Annotated in this window: 16 protein-coding genes; 8 read left to right on the plus strand and 8 right to left on the minus strand. The window is 61.6% G+C overall.

Annotated features, from left to right (window positions below; translation table 11 throughout):
• Positions 1 to 121: 121 nt before the first annotated feature.
• From G9X67_RS14280 to G9X67_RS14305, 6 genes are read right to left on the minus strand one after another with little or no spacing between them, the layout of a single operon-like run.
• Positions 122 to 781, minus strand: a complete 660-nt coding sequence (locus G9X67_RS14280; RefSeq protein WP_171598921.1) for a peroxiredoxin — start codon at positions 779 to 781, stop codon at positions 122 to 124.
• Positions 778 to 1,032 (minus strand): hypothetical protein, encoded by a 255-nt coding sequence (locus tag G9X67_RS14285; RefSeq protein WP_246705399.1) that lies wholly within the window; start codon positions 1,030 to 1,032, stop codon positions 778 to 780. The genes G9X67_RS14280 and G9X67_RS14285 overlap by 4 nt, the downstream gene beginning before the upstream one ends.
• A 42-nt stretch (positions 1,033 to 1,074) precedes the next feature.
• A complete protein-coding gene (locus G9X67_RS14290) occupies positions 1,075 to 2,073 on the minus strand; it encodes a TRAP transporter substrate-binding protein (RefSeq protein ID WP_171598922.1) in 999 nt (332 codons plus the stop codon).
• 13 nt (positions 2,074 to 2,086) lie between these two features.
• Entirely contained in the window at positions 2,087 to 3,919 is a 1,833-nt protein-coding gene (locus G9X67_RS14295) for a TRAP transporter large permease subunit (RefSeq protein WP_171598923.1), read from the minus strand.
• 24 nt (positions 3,920 to 3,943) lie between these two features.
• Positions 3,944 to 5,074: an LLM class flavin-dependent oxidoreductase gene (locus G9X67_RS14300; protein ID WP_171598924.1), complete on the minus strand. Its 1,131-nt coding sequence runs from the start codon at positions 5,072 to 5,074 to the stop codon at positions 3,944 to 3,946.
• A gap of 15 nt (positions 5,075 to 5,089) precedes the next feature.
• Positions 5,090 to 5,986 (minus strand): ABC transporter substrate-binding protein, encoded by an 897-nt coding sequence (locus G9X67_RS14305; protein ID WP_171598925.1) that lies wholly within the window; start codon positions 5,984 to 5,986, stop codon positions 5,090 to 5,092.
• Positions 5,987 to 6,205: 219 nt separating this feature from the next.
• Here G9X67_RS14305 and G9X67_RS14310 point away from each other — a divergent pair, with 219 nt between their 5' ends.
• The 8 genes from G9X67_RS14310 to G9X67_RS14345 all read left to right on the plus strand — a co-directional run bounded on the left by G9X67_RS14310 (position 6,206) and on the right by G9X67_RS14345 (position 16,458).
• Positions 6,206 to 6,571 carry a metalloregulator ArsR/SmtB family transcription factor gene (locus G9X67_RS14310; protein ID WP_027684949.1) on the plus strand — a complete coding sequence of 122 codons (366 nt, stop codon included), beginning with the start codon at positions 6,206 to 6,208 and terminating at the stop codon, positions 6,569 to 6,571.
• A gap of 7 nt (positions 6,572 to 6,578) precedes the next feature.
• Positions 6,579 to 7,208 carry a glutathione S-transferase N-terminal domain-containing protein gene (locus G9X67_RS14315; RefSeq protein WP_138390854.1) on the plus strand — a complete coding sequence of 210 codons (630 nt, stop codon included), beginning with the start codon at positions 6,579 to 6,581 and terminating at the stop codon, positions 7,206 to 7,208.
• A 135-nt stretch (positions 7,209 to 7,343) separates the two neighbouring features.
• Positions 7,344 to 7,931, plus strand: a complete 588-nt coding sequence (locus G9X67_RS14320; protein ID WP_138329895.1) for an ANTAR domain-containing response regulator — start codon at positions 7,344 to 7,346, stop codon at positions 7,929 to 7,931.
• Between the two features lie 34 nt (positions 7,932 to 7,965).
• On the plus strand, positions 7,966 to 9,246 hold the full coding sequence (locus G9X67_RS14325; protein ID WP_171598926.1) for a CmpA/NrtA family ABC transporter substrate-binding protein: 1,281 nt from the start codon (positions 7,966 to 7,968) through the stop codon (positions 9,244 to 9,246).
• A gap of 477 nt (positions 9,247 to 9,723) precedes the next feature.
• A complete protein-coding gene (locus G9X67_RS14330) occupies positions 9,724 to 10,992 on the plus strand; it encodes a nitrate/nitrite transporter (RefSeq protein WP_138329896.1) in 1,269 nt (422 codons plus the stop codon).
• A gap of 17 nt (positions 10,993 to 11,009) precedes the next feature.
• A complete protein-coding gene (gene nirB / locus G9X67_RS14335) occupies positions 11,010 to 13,460 on the plus strand; it encodes a nitrite reductase large subunit NirB (protein ID WP_171598927.1) in 2,451 nt (816 codons plus the stop codon).
• A gap of 4 nt (positions 13,461 to 13,464) precedes the next feature.
• Positions 13,465 to 13,800, plus strand: coding sequence for a nitrite reductase small subunit NirD (gene nirD, locus G9X67_RS14340; RefSeq protein ID WP_017960132.1), 336 nt, complete (start codon positions 13,465 to 13,467; stop codon positions 13,798 to 13,800).
• Positions 13,801 to 16,458, plus strand: a complete 2,658-nt coding sequence (locus G9X67_RS14345) for a nitrate reductase (protein WP_171598928.1) — start codon at positions 13,801 to 13,803, stop codon at positions 16,456 to 16,458.
• 37 nt (positions 16,459 to 16,495) lie between these two features.
• Here the strand turns inward: G9X67_RS14345 and G9X67_RS14350 are convergent, their stop codons facing one another.
• Together G9X67_RS14350 and G9X67_RS14355 are read right to left on the minus strand one after the other, a co-directional pair.
• Positions 16,496 to 17,173 carry an HAD family hydrolase gene (locus tag G9X67_RS14350; RefSeq protein ID WP_171598929.1) on the minus strand — a complete coding sequence of 226 codons (678 nt, stop codon included), beginning with the start codon at positions 17,171 to 17,173 and terminating at the stop codon, positions 16,496 to 16,498.
• 215 nt (positions 17,174 to 17,388) lie between these two features.
• The gene (locus tag G9X67_RS14355) at positions 17,389 to 17,706 is read right to left on the minus strand and encodes a hypothetical protein (RefSeq protein ID WP_112902665.1); all 318 of its coding nucleotides are present in this window, start codon (positions 17,704 to 17,706) and stop codon (positions 17,389 to 17,391) included.
• Positions 17,707 to 17,804: the final 98 nt, after the last annotated feature.

Below are 17,804 nucleotides of genomic sequence, written 5' to 3' on the forward strand. Positions count from 1 at the left end.
TGCGTCCGGAATTGCCCAACAACAAGGCGCAACGGAGCGACATTCTTCCAGAATGCCTGCACGAAAAAAGCCGCCGGGCCATATGGCCGCGGCGGTCTGGAGAATGGCTTGAAAGCAGCAATCAGGCCGTCGGCTGCTTGGTCTTCCTGAGATAGGGCAGAACCGTATCGAAGGAGCCGAAACGCGTGATCGCGTCTTCGTTGGAAACCGCGGCGGTGATGATGACGTCCTCGCCCTGGTTCCAGTTCGCTGGTGTGGCCACCTGGTGCTTGGCCGTCAGCTGGATGGAATCGATGGCGCGCAGGATCTCATTGAAATTGCGGCCCGTCGTCATCGGATAGGTCAGGATCAACTTGATCTTCTTATCGGGACCGATGATGAAGACCGAACGCACGGTGGCGTTGTCGGCAGGCGTGCGGCCTTCCGAGCTCTCGCCGGCGCCGGCCGGCAGCATGTCGTAGAGCTTGGCGACCTTGAGGTCCTTGTCACCGATCAACGGATATTCGACGTCGAAGCCGGTGGCGGTCTTGATGTCGTTCTTCCACTTGGCATGGCTTTCCACAGGATCGACGGAGATGCCGATGACCTTGGCGCCACGCTTGGAAAACTCCCCGGCCAAGCCGGCCATGGCGCCAAGCTCAGTGGTGCAAACCGGCGTGAAATTCTTCGGATGCGAGAACAGGACGGCCCAGCCGCTGCCGATCCAATCATGGAAGCTGATCGGTCCCTGGGTGGTGTCGGCGGTAAAATCGGGGGCAATATCGTTGATACGTAAGCTCATGGTCGGCCCTCCAAAGCCTTGTGTTCAATGTTGTTTATCTCAAATCGAGGCCATGGGATCCGTCCGCCGGAAGCGGTCGCAAGATTGCGGTCAAAAGGATCGCACCGGCCGAAGGTAAAAACTTCCCATTCCAGGATTTTAAGTAATTCATATACCACGATCACCGAAGGCATGCTCTTTCGATTTCCGGCCTGCTCCGACATTATTTTTCCGGCAAGTGCGCGTGATGAAGAGACCCATGGTTTTTCCATCGGTCCCATCAAAAGCTGCAGGCGAACCGCCCTGCCTCTCGCTCAGGTGGCCTGGACCGATTTGATCCTGTCGATGCCGCCGACAACAGGCGCGAAATCGTCCCACACCCCCTGGGCGCCCTTCTGCCATTCGTCGAAGGCTTCCGGCTTCAAGAGCTTTCCGCCGTGGCCGAGCGCCGTCTCGACGGATTTGGATTCGTCGTCGACGATCAGCTGGTTGAAATAGGCAGCCCCTTCGTTGGAAGCTTGCTGGAACACCGCCTTCTGCTCGTCGTTGAGGCCGGCCCAGAAGGTCGAGGCATAATAGATGACGCCGGATGCCCAGATGTGACCGGTCTCGGTCATGTCAGGCACGACCTCATAGAGCTTGAAACCGGCATAGGCCGATTTGGTCAGATCCATCGCGTCGGCGACACCGGTTGCGAGCGCATTATAGGTCTCGGTGATCGGAATGCCGATCGGCGTCGTGCCGAATGCGCTCCAGAGCTTGGTGTGCAGCGGGCTCTGGATGACACGAATGCGCTTGCCCTTGAGCTGCTCCGGCCGCGTCACCGGTTCCTTGGTCAGGAGATGGCGGGCGCCATAATTGATGAAATCGCCGACGACGAAATTCTGCGCCTGCAGTTTCTGCTTGAGATCGGCGCCGACATCGCCGGCGACGGTCCGGCGAACATGGTCGGCATCGCGGAAGAGGAAGGGCAGATCGAGGATCTGCAGTTCCGGCGCCCAGCCGGAGAGCGACGAGACCGTCGAGAGGCTCGCCTGGATGGAGCCGAGCCGCACGCCTTCGGCCACTTCCTTCTCGCCGCCGAGCGCACCATTCCTGACGATATTGAACTTGAACTGGCCGGGAAGCTTCGCTTCGACCAGTTCGCCGATCTTCACCCAGATCTTCGTTTCCGGCTTGTCGTCGCCGAGCAGCGAGGCGATCGTGATCGTCGTCGTGCGGGCGGCGGCCGTGCGGACGAAGGCGGGCGCTGCAAGCGCGGTTCCGGCGAGAGCGGCGGTCTTCAGAAAATTGCGTCGGTTGAAATTGTCCATGGGGTTGTCCTGTTTACGAGAAGATGATGGCCCAGGCGCAGAGGATTGCGAGCGAGACCAGGAGGGCGAGCAGATAGGGAACGACCGCCCGAAAGAGTTCTGAGGCGGGAATACGCGTGACGCCGCTGACGACGAAGATCAGCATGCCGAGCGGCGGCGTCAGTCCGTGGATCATCAGGTTGACGACGATGATCACCCCGAACTGAATGGGATCGATGCCAGCGGCGACCGCTGCCGGCAGCAGAATGGGGCCGAAGAGCAGGATCGCGGCGCCGATATCGAGAACGAGGCCGACCACCAGCAGGATGACGTTCGACAGCAGGATGACCGCAAGCGCGCTGCCGCCGAGCACCGTCGTCAGATGCGAGATCAGTCCGGACACGTCGTCGACCGCCAGCAAAAAGGCAAAGGGGCCGGCCGTGCCGATGAGAAGGCCGATCGCCGCCGCTTCGACTGCTGCCTGGCGAAAGGCGGCATAGAGCGAGAGAATGCCGAGGCGCGCACCGATGCCGAGCAGCAGCGTGTAGAAAGCGGCAAGTGCTGCGGCCTCCGTGGTCGTGACGATGCCGATGCGGATGCCGACGACGACGATGATGCCGAGCCCGAAAGCCGGGATCGCCTGGACCGCCGATTGCCAACGTTGTTTCGCATTTGCGCGCGGCAACGGCACCTGTTCGCTGACTGTTAGATGGATAGCGACCGCCAGGCATATGGCCATCAAGCCGCCGGCGAAGAAGCCGCCGATGAGCAGCGAGCCGACGGAAAGATTGGTCGCGGTCGCAAGGATGAGGAAGGCGATCGACGGCGGGATGACATTGTCGAGAACCGATGTCGAGGCGATGATCGCCGCCGCCTGCGCCGGCCGATAGCCGTGTTTGACCAGCTCGGGCTGGAAGGTCGAGGCGCCGAAGGCGGCGTTTGCGACCGACGAGCCGGAAGCGCCGGAAAACAGGACGCTGGTCAAAAGCGTCGTCTGCGCCAGCCCGGCCCGGCGATGTCCGACCATGGCGGCGGCGAAGCGCACGAGCTGGTTGGCGACTCCGGAGGCCGTCAGGAGGCCGCCGGCGAGCAGGAAGAAGGGAATGGCGAGCAGCAGGAATTTCGAGATGCCGGTGACGGTCGCGGAAACGATCGCCGGCTCCGGCAGGCTGCTGCCGAAGGCGATGACGACATAGGCTGCGGCGAGAAAAGCGTGCGGCAGAGGCGCCGCGAGCAGCAGACCGACCGCGGCGATCAGTCCGAGGAAGATGCTCGGCGGCCAGTCGAGATCGAGCGAGACATGCGGAATGCCGGCATAGAGCGCGACACCGACGGCAAGCGAGAGCAAAACCGACAGGATCCTGCCTTCCGCGATGCGCTGCAGAAGCAGCACGACGAGGATCAGCGCGCCGCCAGCGCCGAGGAAACCGAAGCGAATCCATTCCGGCACGCCGAGCGTCGGCGAGACGCCGCCGAGCATCGTCATGATCTCGCTGCCGCCGAAGCTCAGGATCAGCGCCGAAAGCACGGTGAAGACGTCGGCGCCGATCGGCGTGACCTTCTGCAGGCTTTCCGGCAGCATCTTGACGAAGACGTCGAGGCGCATGGCAAGCGCGCTGTTGAGGCTGAGGGGCGCGCCGAGCGCGATCAGACCAACATGCAGCCAGATGCCGAGATCCTCGGCGCCGATGAAGCCGGCGCTGAAGAAATAGCGCAGGCAGACTGTGACGAGCACCATCAAGAGCAGTACGGCCAGAACGACTGCCGCGGCAATGCCGAGAATCGCTTCGATCACCCGCAGCAGGCGCGCTGCCACCCCGCTATCTGGAGCGGCCTGTTCGATCGGATGAAATTCACTGGTGGCCACAAAACTTACCTTCTGGCGAGAGGATCAGGCGCTCTTGACGGTCGAAAGATCGCGATCGAAGAGCGTCGACCAGGTGTAGTTCCGCGCCTTCGAGACTTCCCTGCTGACATCGAGCCGCGGCAGCACCTTTTCGCCGAAACGATAGGCTTCCTCAAGCAGCGGCATGCCAGAAAGAATGAAAGTATCGACACCAGCCTTCTGATAGGCTTCGAGCGTGCGCAGAACGGTATCCGGAGAGCCGACGATCGCCGTACCGGGACCGGGCCTCACCAGGCCGATGCCGGCCCAGAGGTTCGGCGCGACTTCGAGATCGCGCATGTTCTCCGGCTTGAGGCCGCCGTGCAGCGCCGTCATGCGCTGCTGGCCGACGGAATCGCTTCTTGCAACGAAACGCTGGTTGGCGCTGATCGCCGCATCATCCATGCGGTCATAGAGGTCAGCCGCCGCCTCCCAGGCTTTTTCGTCGGTGTCGCGAACGATGACATAGAGGCGGATGCCATATTCCAGTTCACGACCGTAATGGGCGGCACGCGCCTTCACCGCTTCGACCTTTTCGCCGATCTGGGCGGGCGTCTCGCCCCAGGAGAGATAGGTGTCCACATGTTTTGCCGCGACTTCAAGCGCCTTATCCGAGGAGCCACCGAACCAGAGCGGCGGCGGTGCGATGCTCTCGCCGACCGGCAAGGCGAGCTTGGCGCCGTCCGTCGAGAAATACTTGCCCTGATGGGTAACGCTCTCACCGGCAAAGAGCCGGTGCCAAAGCTGAAGATATTCCTCCGCCATGTCATAGCGCTCGTCATGCGGCAGCATCATGCCATAGGCGCCGAGCATCTTGGCGTCGCCGGAGACGACATTGATGAGCAGCCGGCCACGGGCGAATTCCTGAAAGGTGGCGGCCATCTTGGCAAGCAGTGTCGGCGCGACGAGGCCGGGATGGACGGCGACGAGGAAACGCAGTCGCTCGGTGTGAGCAAGCAGCGCACTCGCCAGCACCCAGACGTCGTGGGCGCCGGTCGCAAACAGCGCGCCGGTGTAGCCCAGATGGTCATAGGCCTGGGCAAGCTGCTTGTAGTAACCGTAATCGACCTGACGTGAGCCTTCCGGCTGCCAGGGATAGGCGCCGTCGGGCGCGCACATGTACCAGAAAACGTTCATCGCCTGATTCCTTCGTTATCTCGTCGTTTCCGGGCGTTTCAGCACGATGGGGTTGGTGAAATGGCCGTGGCGCAGCAACGTGTCGGCCTCTTCCTGTTGTTCGGCAATGATCTCTTCGTCGATCGGGAACACCGTGAAGTCGCGCGAGCGCACCACCTTTTCCCAGGCATCGATATCCGTTCCGTCGCGGTCGCCAGATCCGTCGCGGTCGCCAGATCCGCCGCGGTCGTCAGGTCCGCCGCGGTCGCCCGATGCAAGAAGTCTGGCGGCGGTGCGTGGATCAGCGGCGATCCCGTTACCGATCCGGCTGAGTTCGGAGACGATCGCCCGGATCTCCGTTGCCGAAAGGCCGTTCCGCTCCAATGTCCAGAACAAAGAACGGTTGGGAATGGCCGCGCCGCAGCGGACGATCGGCTTGACGTCGTCGCGCTCCAGTGCCTTATCGAGACGCGGCGACATGGCGACCCAGGCATCGACGCGCCCTTCGAGCAGATCGGCGAGCGAATCGCGCGCTCCGCTTTCGACCCGCTCGACATCCGGCAGGCTCATCCCCTCACCTTCGAGGCTGCGGGCCAGGAGATAGGTGTGAAACGAACCGTCGATCAGCGAGATCCGGCGGTCTTTCAGCTCAGCGACGGAGCCGATCGGACTGTCGCTCCTGACGAAAATGGCGCCATTGGCCGGGCGCGGCGCGGAGGCGGCGACATATTCGACGCCGAGGCCGCGTATGTCCGCCTCAAGCGGCGGCGTCGAGCCGGTGCCGCCGAGATCGATGTCGCCATTTTCCAGCAGCGCCGCCGTATCGCGGCCTTCTGCATAGGAGACGAATATTGGCTGCAGATCCGCGAAGGCGCCGGGCCAGAGGCGCGCGAGACGCAGATGCAGATTGTTGGGATGAACACCAATTTTCATTCTGTGCGACCGATGACGTGGCTCATGGCAATCAATTTACTTTTTTATAAATTGATTACCAGGAAACGATTGTCGTCAGCGGGAGAAAATCGCCTTTGAAATCCCATAAAATCGATAGGCAATGAAATCTTTTACCAGATCGAGCGAAGTGAGCGCGCCGGAGTTGAAAATTCGGCGCCGTCACTTTACTTTTTTATAGAACCTTCAAGGACGATACCGTTGACGAAGCCCGTTTCCTCAAGAGTCTGCCGCGATGTCGGCGCAGCAAGCGAATTGCTGAAGCTGATCGCCAACGCCAACCGCCTGGCGATCGTCTGCTACCTCATGGAGACGGAAGCCTCGGTCTCTGGGATGGAGGACGAGCTCGGTATCCGCCAGCCGACGCTTTCCCAGCAATTGAGCGAGCTTCGCGAGGCGGGCGTGATCGAAGGACGCCGCGACGGCAAAGCGATCGTCTATCGCGTCATTGACCCGCGTGTCGAGACGATCGTGCAAACTCTGCGGGACATGTTCTCTGGCCTCGACGATGTCACCGGGCGCTTCGGAATGACGAAGCTGCCGGTCGACGAAATGATGTTCGATTGAACCCCCGATGATCGACCTCTATACTTGGATCACGCCGAACGGGCTTAAAGTGTCCATCGCGCTCGAGGAGTTCGGCCTCTCCTACCGCCCCCACACGATCGATATTACCAAGGGAGATCAATTCCGTCAGGATTATCTCGCCATCAATCCGGGCGGCAAGATTCCGGCTATCGTCGATCACGAGACCGGGATCACGCTTGCCGAATCCGGCGCCATCCTGCTCTACCTCGCCGAAAAGACCGGCCGCTTCCTGCCCCGGCAGGGTGCCGCCCGGCATCACACGATCGAATGGCTGATGTGGCAGATGGGCGGCTTCGGGCCGACACTCGGCAACGCCCATTATTTCCTGACTTACAATGCAGGCGAAGCGCCGTTCGCAGAGGATCTCTTTCGCAGGGACACTCGCCGCCTCTATGAGACGTTGAACGCGCGGCTCGCAGACCGCGACTATCTCGTCGACGACTATTCCATCGCCGACATGGCGGTCTGGCCCTGGGTTTCCCGTTTTAAACGCCACGAGATCGACCTGAATGCATTTGCGAACGTCAAACGATGGTATCTCAGGCTTGCGGCACGGCCACAGCTCAAGCGCGGCTATGACGTTCCCCTTTTCACATCCGAAATACCGCAGCCCTGAAGACCTTGCCGCGACGCTGTATATTGATCCCGCTCGAAATTTCGGCAATTTGATTAATTTTTACGCATACTTATTCTTGCACATTTTTCAGGCGGAGCCTTGCTAAATTTGCTGCACTGCGTCATGAATAGAGCAATGACGCATCTCGATCTGACAATTCTGGTGATCGACGAAAATGCCATTCGCGCCTCCATCATCGAAGAAGGCCTGCGCGAGGCAGGGCATACGCGCGTCACCGTCGTGCATGAGGTCAATGGCATCGCGCGAATCATCGAAACGCTGATGCCCGATGTGATCATCATCGATATCGAAAATCCCAACCGCGACATGATGGAGCACCTGTTCCAGTTGACGCGTACGGTCAGCCGCCCGATCGCCATGTTCGTCGATCGGTCCGACACGGCCTCGATCGAGGCAGCTGTCGATGCCGGCGTCTCGGCCTATATCGTCGACGGCTTGAAGAAGGAACGCGTCAAACCAATCCTCGACATGGCCGTCAGCCGCTTCAATGCCTTCAGCCGGCTGCGGCGGGAGCTTGCCGATGCCCGCTCCGCGCTGGAGGAACGCAAGCTCATCGAGCGCGCCAAAGGCATATTGATGAAGATGCGCGGCCTGTCGGAGGAAGAGGCTTTCGCCCTGCTGCGCCAGACAGCGATGAACGAAAAGAAGAAGATGTCGGAAATCGCCCAGAGCGTCGTCACTGCCGCGGGGCTGTTGATGTAATGGCCGACCTGATGAATTTCCGGAGGAAACCGGAGTGGATATGATGACGAAGATCGCCAATTCTGGCGGCGAGCTGCCCTCGCCCGTGCGCGTGAACACCGAAGGACCGAAAGTGCTGCGGGCCGGCTTCATTCCGCTCGTCGATGCATCGGTGCTGATTGCGGCGGCGGAATTCGGCTTCGCGCGGAAGGAAGGGTTGACGCTCGAGCTGGTCAAGGACGTCTCCTGGGCGAATGTGCGCGACCGCCTGGCATTCCGTCAGTTCGATATCGCCCACATGCTGTCGCCGATGCCCGTTGCCTCCATGCTTGGTCTCGGCTCCAATCCCTCGCCGACGATCACGCCGTTTTCGCTGGGGCGCGGCGGCAACGCGATCACTCTGTCGACGCGGCTCTTCGACAGGATGCGGGATGACGCAGGATTGCCGGAAACGGCAAGCGCGCTCGACAATGCCTATGCACTGGCAAAAACATTGGCGGCGATGAAGGCCCGCGGCGAGCCGCTGCCAACCTTCGGCGTCACCTACCCCTTCTCCTCGCACAATTACGAATTCCGCTACTGGCTAGCGGCCGGAGGCATCGATCCCGACAAGGATGTCAAGCTCGTCGTCGTGCCGCCGTCCATGACTTCGGATGCGCTGGCAGCCGGTGCGATCGACGGCTTCTGCGTCGGCGCGCCGTGGAACATGGTCGCTTCGGAGCGCGGCGTCGGCCGCATCGTCGCCGCCAAACAGGATATCTGGCCGTCGGCACCGGAAAAGGTGATCGGCATGCGGCCGGACTGGGCGGAAAGCCATCCGGAAACCGTATCCCGGCTGATCGTGGCCCTCGACGCGGCAGCCCAGTGGTGCGATCGGCCGGAAAATCACGACGCGCTGGCGGCAGCTCTTGCCGACCCGCGCTATATCGCCGCCCCCGTCGAGATCATTCGCCGCGTGCTCGCCGGCGAATTCAGCCTCGACGCAAAGGGCAACCGCCGCATCATCGCCGATTATTTCATGTTCCATTCCGGCTTCGCCAATTATCCCCGGCCAAGCCATGCTCTTTGGATCTACAGCCAGATGATCCGCTGGGGACAGGCCGAGATCAGTCTTAACATGGCAAGGGCCGCAGCATCCGCTTACCGCCCGGATCTCTATCGCACGGCTCTCGGTGACCCCAACGCGCCTGAAGATGCCGATATCCGCATCGAAGGCAGTGACGAGGGCGACCGTTTCATGGACGGCCACGTCTTCGACCCGGCGAGGCTGCCGGACTATGTCGCAGGTTTTGCAGTCAAAAGCGCCCTCGCCTTCGTTTGCGACGACGAGGTTTAACCGATGCCGGCCTGCACAAAACGCCAGCAAGTATCTGCCCGCCTCACGACAAGCGCACAAAATATTTGCATGAGCGGGTGGCCGCCCGAAAAACAAGCAGGCGACGCGTTTCGAAAAATATTATTTGTATTCAGTGGCTTGAACAAAGATCACAAAACTGGCACGCAGTTTGCATGATCTTTATTGCACCGGTCAATGGCGATCAGCGCAGAGTGAGTGATAGACGCTCGCGGAAGATACAGAGACTGCTCTTCAGATTGAAGAGGTAGGTTTTAGCTTGAGCAATCCGGCCAACGGATTGCTTCCAGGCAAGTGGGCCAGAAGGCTCAAGAATTCGGCGTCCAACGGCGGGCGCCACCAGCAAAGCCGCTGATCAGGATATTTTGCGCGCCTCGGGTATGCGCGTCCTGGCCAGCGGCTTTTTGTTTTAACCCTCAGCGATGGATCGGCACGACCTTGTCGGGCCTCGGAGAAGTTATGTCTGTCATCGAGAAATCACAGTCCATGTCCGCCGGCGAACCAGCCAAGGCATTGTGGATCTCCACTGTAGCCTTCACCCTCTGTTTTGCCGTGTGGACGATCTTCGCGATCATCGGCATTCGCATCAAGCAGGATCTCGGCCTGAACGAGGCCGAGTTCGGATTGCTGGTCGGCACCCCCGTGCTCACCGGTTCGCTGGTGCGCATCGTTCTTGGCATCTGGACGGGGCGTTATGGCGGCCGTCTCGTTTACACGCTCACCATGCTGGCCGCCGCATTGGCGACCTTTCTGCTCTCCTACGCCCAGACCTATACGCAGATGCTGATCGCCGGCCTCGGCGTCGGCCTCGCTGGCGGCTCCTTCGCAGTCGGTGTCGCCTATGTCTCGCCTTTCTTCCCGGCGGAGAAGCAGGGAACCGCGCTCGGCATCTTCGGCGCCGGCAATGTCGGCGCGGCCGTGACCAAGTTCGCCGCTCCCTTCGTGCTGCTTGCATGGGGCTGGCAGGCGGTTGCGGAGATCTGGGCCGTCTGTCTGGCGCTGATGGCAATCGTCTTCTGGTTCACCACGACCGATGATCCGGCCTTCCGTCTGCGCCGCGAACGCCGCGCTGCCTCCAAGAGTTTCGCGCAGGAATTCGCGCCGCTGCAGAACGTTCAGGTCTGGCGCTTCTCGCTCTACTATTTCTTCGCCTTCGGAGGCTTCGTCGCCCTGTCGCTGTGGCTGCCGCGTTATCTGGTCGGCGTCTACGGCTTCAACCTGGAAACCGCCGGCATGGTCGCGGCCGCCTATTCCATCCCGGGCAGCATCTTCCGCGCCTTCGGCGGCGTGCTTTCGGATAAAAAGGGCGCGCGTAGCGTGATGTATACGATGCTTGCCGTGTCGGCCGTCGCCACTCTCATCCTTTCGCTGCCGGCTGTTTCTGCGTCCGGGACGGGTCCGGCGTTCGGCATCACCCCTGTCATCTTCATCGTCGTCATCTTCGTGCTCGGCTTCTTCATGAGCCTCGGCAAAGCCGCCGTCTACAAACACATTCCAGCCTACTACCCCGAAAACGTCGGCGCAGTCGGCGGCGTCGTCGGGATGATGGGCGGCCTTGGCGGCTTCATCCTTCCGATTGCCTTTGGCCTCCTCAAAGACATGACCGGCCTTTGGTCCAGCTGTTTCCTGCTGCTCTTCGCGATCGTCGTGATCTCTCTCATCTGGATGCACCTGTCCGTAAAGCAACTGTCGCGCCAAGGGCATTCGGCGCCCATGGCTGCAACCTGATCTAAGGACCTGGAAATATGACCGAAAAACTCGTCATCATCGGCAATGGCATGGCGCCCGGGCGCATGCTGGAGCACCTCTTCGAGCAGGCGCCGGGACGCTATGAAGTTACGATCTTCAATGCCGAGCCGCGCGTCAATTACGACCGTATCATGCTGTCGCCGGTTCTCTCCGGAGAAAAGGACTACGAGCAGATCATCATTCACGGTGACGGCTGGTATATCAAGCACGGCATCATGCTCTACAAGGGCCACAAGATCGTCAACATCGATCGTGCCGCCAAGACCGTCACCTCCGACCACGGCGTCACCGAAAGCTACGACAAGCTGGTGATCGCAACCGGTTCCGTGCCTTTCATCATCCCTGTTCCCGGCAAGGATCTGCCCGGCGTCATCACCTATCGCGATCTCGACGACGTGCAGGCGATGCTGCTTGCCGCTCAGTCGCGCGAAAAGGCTGTCGTCATCGGCGGCGGCCTGCTTGGCCTGGAAGCGGCGGCCGGCCTTGCCCAGCGCGGTATGGACGTCACCGTCCTGCACGTCATGCCGACGCTGATGGAACGCCAGCTCGACCCCGCCGCCGGTTATCTGCTGCAGAAGGCGGTCGAAGAACGCGGCATCAAGGTCATCTGCAAGGCCAATACCAAGGCGATCGTCGGCAACGGCAAGGTCGAGGGCATCGAGCTTGACGACGGCCGCATCATCCCGGCAACGCTGGTCGTCATGGCCGTCGGCATTCGTCCGAGTGTCGGCCTGGCGAAGGACGCCGGCCTTGCGGTCAATCGCGGCATCGTCGTCGATGCCGGCATGCAGACCTCGGACGGCAATATTCTCGCGCTCGGCGAATGCGCCGAGGTGGGCGGCATGGTCTATGGCCTCGTTGCGCCGCTCTATGAAATGGCCCGTATCGCCGCCGCGCATCTCTCCGGCGATCGCTCGCCCGCCTTCGTTCACGCGGATACGCCGACCAAGCTCAAGGTCACCGGCATCGAGCTTTATTCACTCGGCGACTTCGCCGATGGCGACGACCGCGAGGAGATCGTGCTGCGCGATGCCAGCGCCGGCGTCTACAAGCGCCTGGTGCTCAAGGACAATAAGATCATCGGCACCGTGCTTTACGGCGAAACCGCCGATGGCGCCTGGTTCAATGACCTGAAGAAGAAGGCAACCGATATTTCGGAGATGCGCGAGACGCTGATCTTCGGACAAGCCTATCAGGGAGGGTCGCCGCTGGACCCTATGGCGGCCGTTGCAGCCTTGCCGGATGACGCGGAGATTTGTGGCTGCAACGGCGTATGCAAGGGCAAGATCACTTCGACGATTTCAGGCAAAGGGCTGACGTCGCTCGACGACGTACGCGCCCACACGAAGGCATCCGCCTCGTGCGGTTCCTGCACCGGCCTCGTCGAACAACTCATGGCGCTGACGCTCGGCGACAGCTACAATCCGACTGCGGTCCAGCCGATGTGCACCTGCACCGAACTCGGCCATGACGACGTTCGCCGGCTGATCAAGGCCAAGGGGCTGAAAAGCATCCCTGCCGTCATGCAGGAGCTCGAGTGGAAGACTTCGTGCGGCTGCGCCAAATGTCGGCCGGCGCTCAACTATTACCTCGTCTGCGACTGGCCGGACGAATATGCCGACGACTACCAGTCGCGTTTCATCAATGAGCGCGTGCATGCCAACATCCAGAAGGACGGCACCTATTCCGTCGTTCCGCGTATGTGGGGCGGTGTCACCAATTCGAACGAGCTGCGCGCCATCGCCGATGTCGTCGACAAGTTCGAGATCCCGATGGTGAAGGTCACCGGCGGCCAGCGCATCGACCTGCTCGGCATCGAGAAGGAAGACCTGCCCGCCGTCTGGGCCGATCTTGGCAAGGCCGGTTTCGTCTCCGGCCAGGCTTATGCCAAGGGCTTGCGCACGGTGAAGACCTGCGTCGGCTCCGACTGGTGTCGCTTCGGCACCCAGGATTCCACCGGTCTCGGCATCCGCATCGAAAAGTTCATGTGGGGCTCCTGGACGCCGGCCAAGCTGAAATTGGCCGTGTCCGGCTGCCCGCGCAACTGCGCGGAAGCAACCTGCAAGGATATCGGCGTGATCTGCGTGGATTCCGGTTTCGAGATCCATTTCGCCGGTGCGGCCGGTCTCGACATCAAGGGCACGGAGGTCCTCGGGCTTGTCCGGACCGAGGACGAGGCGCTGGAGTATATCGTGGCCCTGACGCAGATGTACCGCGAGCAGGCCCGTTACCTCGAGCGCATCTACAAATGGGCAAAGCGCGTCGGCCTGGAGGAAATCCGCCGCCAGATCATGGGTGATGCCGAAAAGCGCAAAGCCTATTACGAGCGCTTCGTCTTCAGCCAAAAATTTGCTCAGGTCGACCCCTGGTCGGAGCGTGTTTCCGGCAAGGACAAGCATGAGTTCAAGCCGATGGCGACGATCGGCTATCCACAGGCTGCTGAGTAAGGAGATGGACATGAACTGGATCGCAATCGGTGACATCTCCGACATCCCGCTGCGCGGGGCGCGCTGCGTGAAGACGCCGCAAGGCAAGATCGCCGTCTTCCGCACGGCCGAAAACGAGGTCTTCGCCATCGAGGATCACTGCCCGCACAAGGGCGGCCCGCTCTCCCAGGGCATCGTCCACGCCAAGTCAGTCACCTGCCCGCTGCACAACTGGGTTATCTCGCTGGAAACAGGCAAGGCGCTCGGCGCCGATGAAGGCGAGGTCCGGACGATCCAGGTGCTGAACGAAGACGGCAGGCTGTTCATTGCTCTGGAAAGCCTGATGATGGCGGCGGAATAGATGGCGCCGGAGGTCAAGACCACCTGTCCCTATTGCGGTGTCGGCTGCGGCGTAGTCGCCACGGTCGACCAGGCAGGCGCAGTCAGCGTCAAAGGAGATCCCGAGCATCCGTCGAATTTCGGCCGGCTCTGCTCGAAGGGTTCAGCCCTTGCCGAAACCATCGATCTCGATGGCCGGCTTCTCTATCCCGAGATCGAAGGCAAACAGAGCGGTTGGGACGAGGCGCTTGACCTGGTCGCCCGCCGTTTTTCTGAAACGATCGCCGAACACGGACCTGACGCCGTTGCCTTCTACGTCTCGGGCCAGTTGCTGACCGAGGATTACTATGTCGCCAACAAGCTGATGAAGGGCTTCATCGGCTCCGGCAATATCGACACCAATTCAAGGCTCTGCATGTCCTCTTCCGTGGCGGGGCATCGCCGCGCCTTCGGCGCCGATACGGTGCCCGGGACCTATGAGGATATCGAACTTGCGGATCTGGTGATCCTGACCGGCTCCAACCTTGCCTGGTGTCATCCCGTCATTTACCAGCGGCTTGCCGCCGCAAAGACGGCACGGCCAAACATGCGGATCGTCGTCATCGATCCGCGCCGGACGATGACCTGCGACATCGCCGACCTGCATCTCGCCATCCGTCCTGATGGCGACGTTGCGCTGTTCATGGGACTACTTGCCCATCTCGCGACAAGTCCGGCAATCGACCAGAATTATATCGGCGCGCATACCGAAGGTTTCGGTGATGCTTTTGCGGCCGCCGCCGCGCTTGATATCAACGATCTCCTGGAACGGACCGGCCTGCCCACCATGCAGATCAGGGAGTTCTTCCGCCTGTTCGAGACGACACCGAAGGTCGTGACCTGCTACAGCCAGGGTGTCAATCAATCCTCCTCCGGCACCGACAAGGTCAATGCGATCCTCAACTGCCACCTGGCGACCGGCCGCATCGGCCGCCCTGGCATGGGACCATTTTCGCTGACCGGCCAGCCGAACGCCATGGGCGGGCGCGAGGTCGGCGGTCTCGCCAATATGCTTGCCGCGCATATGGCGATCGAAAATGCCGAGGACAGAGACCGCGTGCAGCGTTTCTGGAACTCGCCCGTCATCGCCGCAAAGCCCGGCCTGAAGGCGGTCGACATGTTCCAAGCCGTGGCCGAGGGGCGCATCAAGGCGCTCTGGATCATGGCCACCAATCCCGTCGTCTCGATGCCGGATGCCGACAGCGTCGAAAGCGCGATCGCTGCCTGTCCCTTCGTCGTCGTATCGGACATCCTGAAGGAGACGGATACGACCCGGCACGCAGATGTGCTTCTGCCCTCGCTCGGCTGGGGCGAGAAGGATGGCACCGTCACCAATTCCGAACGGCGCATTTCAAGGCAGCGGCCGTTTCTCGACGTCCCCGGCGATGCAAGGGCCGACTGGTGGCAGCTTGCGGAGGTGGGTCGCCGCATGGGATTTGCCGCCGCCTTCGATTTTGAAGCGCCGGCCGCAATCTTCGACGAGCACGCGGCGCTTTCCGCCTTCGAAAATAACGGCAGCCGCGACTTCGACATCGGCGCGCGCGCCGGCATGAGCGGCGGCGCCTATGACGAACTGTCGCCCTTCCAGTGGCCGCAGGCGGCAGGGACAGAACCGAGCAGCACCCGCTTCTTCGCCGAGGGCGGTTTCTTCCATCCCGATCGCAAGGCGCGCTTCGTCGCGGTCAAACCGCCCGCAACCGATCGCACCGATGCCGAGTATCCCTTCACGCTGAATACCGGGCGCATCCGCGACCAGTGGCATACGATGACGCGAACAGGAAAGAGTGCGCGGCTTTCCGCCCATATCGCCGAACCCTTTGCCGAGATCCATCCGCGCGACGCGATCGAAACCGGTATATCAAGCGCGGGCCTCGTCGAGATCGACAGCCCGCACGGCAAGGCGATCGTCAGGGCGCTGGTGACCGATCGCCAGGCACGCGGCGGCATCTTTGCGCCGATGCACTGGAACGACCAGTTCGCTGCAAGAGCGCGGATCGACGCCGTGGTCGCGCCGATCACCGATCCCGTTTCCGGTCAACCGGCGTCGAAAAACGTTGCCGTCGCCGTCCGGCCCTTCCCCGCCACCCATTACGGTTTCGCCGTCTCCGCCACAAAACCTGCCACGCCTGACGCGGCCTATTGGGCGCTGGCAAAGGCCGCCGGCGGCTGGCGGCTGGAGCTTGCCTTCGCTGAAACCGTCGAAGACTGGACGGCCTGGTGCCGGGCGGTTTTCGCCATTCCGGCCGAGATCGAACCGCTTGGTTATGCCGACCGGCAATCCGGCGACCTCAGGCTTGCCTTCTTCGATGGCGAGGTCCTGCTTGCCGCGCTGTTTCTCGCCCGCGAGCCCGTCGCTGTCGCGCGCAACTGGGCGATCTCGCAGCTCTCAGCCTCGCATGGCGACCTCAGGAAACGCTTTGCGCTCGTTGCGGGTCGTCCCGGCGCCGGCAGGCCGGATCCGGGCGCCACCGTCTGCTCCTGCTTCAGTGTCGGGGTCAACCAGATCGCTGCTGCCGTGCGCGGCGGATGTCACAGCGTCGAGGCGGTCGGCAAGGAAACCAGCGCTGGAACCAATTGCGGCTCCTGCCGCAGCGAAATCGGCAGCATCATCGATCGCTGTCTTGCCGCAGCCGCGGAGTGAACCGCACAAAGACAAGCAGGACGCAGCCGGAGCACTGTCAGGCCGCGTTCGGGACGATCAGCATCCTGTGATCGGGGGAGATGCGGACCGATATCTCGTCATAGGATGAGAGGGTCGGGTGCGGCGTCTCCATCTTGTGGTGATGTGTTGCCGTGATGACCATGACATCGGCACCCGCCGCCTCGCCGGCAGTGATGCCGGCTGCGACATCCTCGAACACCAGGCAATCCTGGGTGCTGACGCCGAGGCGCTCGGCTCCGAGAATATAACATTGCGGGTCGGGTTTTCCGACCTTCACGTCCTCAGCCGTCACCATGAATCTCGGCACCGGCAAGCCTGCCGCCTCCAGCCGCCGGTGAGCAAGGCGCAACGGCGAGGAGGTGACGATCGCCCAGCGATCCGGGGGCAGTGAACTCAGAAAGGTCGCGGCGCCGGGAATGGGCACGACATCGCTGACATCGGCGATTTCGGCCTCGGTCACCAGCTTCGATTCATGTTCGGGATCGACTCCAGGCAGGTTCAGCCGGGTGATCGTGTCAATGCCGCGCGATCCATGCATCTTCGGTAGAAAGGTGGCGACATCGAGCCCGTGACGCCTTGCCCAGTCGCTCCATACACGCTCGGCCGCACGGATCGAATTGAGGATGGTGCCGTCCATATCGAACAGGAAGGCGGCATAGGGCTTCTCGAAGCCGTGGGGCATCGGCATAGACAAAAGGCTGATCCTTCAGGGAAAGAGTCGAACGGTGGTCGCTATCGCGATGAAACGGCAAATCATCGGGTTTTGCAAGCTTTCGGGAATGGCGGTGACGCCTCCCGACCGCCTTCACCAGCATCGGCCCGAAAATCGGAATCGATTTTCGGAAAGCACGATGCGAGGATTGAAAGAGTTAGAGCGTCCTTTGTGCGTCCGAAAGGACGCACGGCGCTCTAAAAAGCCGCAGTACCAGAGGTGACGATCAAGTCGCAGGAAAGCCGGAGGCCGATCGGGTCGTGGCAGAGGTCATCGGCACCATCGGCGAGTTCCAGTGCGGCCGAAGCATCGGCGCGCAGGTAGGCTTGCGTCGCCGGATCGACGCGCATCGGAGCGGCGGTCCAGAGCGAGGGACGGCTGACGTCGATCGCTGAAATTTTAGCCTTGTCATTCCTGACGGCGTAGGAGGCGACCGCCATGCCGCTCATCGTCAAGGTAAGTGCAAGTGCGATCTGGAGACCGAGATCTGCGGCTTCGCGAAAGGAGATGAACATAGCGGCCTCATGCCACGTTTTTTTAGTATCTCCGCATGCAAGTAGGACATGTGCTGGCGCCGATCCAGCGACATCGCCCGTTAAGGTTTACGCATAAC

The organism is Rhizobium sp. WYCCWR 11152 (assembly GCF_013087615.1).
Taxonomy (GTDB): Bacteria; Pseudomonadota; Alphaproteobacteria; order Rhizobiales; family Rhizobiaceae; genus Rhizobium; species Rhizobium indicum.

Bases quoted from the DNA above. Each gene is read 5' to 3' on its own strand.
- nirB (WP_171598927.1), top strand. From the start codon at position 11,010: ATGACCGAAAAACTCGTCATCATCGGCAATGGCATGGCGCCCGGGCGC.
- G9X67_RS14355 (WP_112902665.1), bottom strand. From the start codon at position 17,706: ATGTTCATCTCCTTTCGCGAAGCCGCAGATCTCGGTCTCCAGATCGCA.
- G9X67_RS14330 (WP_138329896.1), top strand. From the start codon at position 9,724: ATGTCTGTCATCGAGAAATCACAGTCCATGTCCGCCGGCGAACCAGCC.
- nirD (WP_017960132.1), top strand. From the start codon at position 13,465: ATGGACATGAACTGGATCGCAATCGGTGACATCTCCGACATCCCGCTG.
- G9X67_RS14320 (WP_138329895.1), top strand. From the start codon at position 7,344: ATGACGCATCTCGATCTGACAATTCTGGTGATCGACGAAAATGCCATT.
- G9X67_RS14280 (WP_171598921.1), bottom strand. From the start codon at position 781: ATGAGCTTACGTATCAACGATATTGCCCCCGATTTTACCGCCGACACC.
- G9X67_RS14285 (WP_246705399.1), bottom strand. From the start codon at position 1,032: ATGGAAAAACCATGGGTCTCTTCATCACGCGCACTTGCCGGAAAAATA.
- G9X67_RS14290 (WP_171598922.1), bottom strand. From the start codon at position 2,073: ATGGACAATTTCAACCGACGCAATTTTCTGAAGACCGCCGCTCTCGCC.
- G9X67_RS14345 (WP_171598928.1), top strand. From the start codon at position 13,801: ATGGCGCCGGAGGTCAAGACCACCTGTCCCTATTGCGGTGTCGGCTGC.
- G9X67_RS14305 (WP_171598925.1), bottom strand. From the start codon at position 5,986: ATGAAAATTGGTGTTCATCCCAACAATCTGCATCTGCGTCTCGCGCGC.
- G9X67_RS14300 (WP_171598924.1), bottom strand. From the start codon at position 5,074: ATGAACGTTTTCTGGTACATGTGCGCGCCCGACGGCGCCTATCCCTGG.
- G9X67_RS14315 (WP_138390854.1), top strand. From the start codon at position 6,579: ATGATCGACCTCTATACTTGGATCACGCCGAACGGGCTTAAAGTGTCC.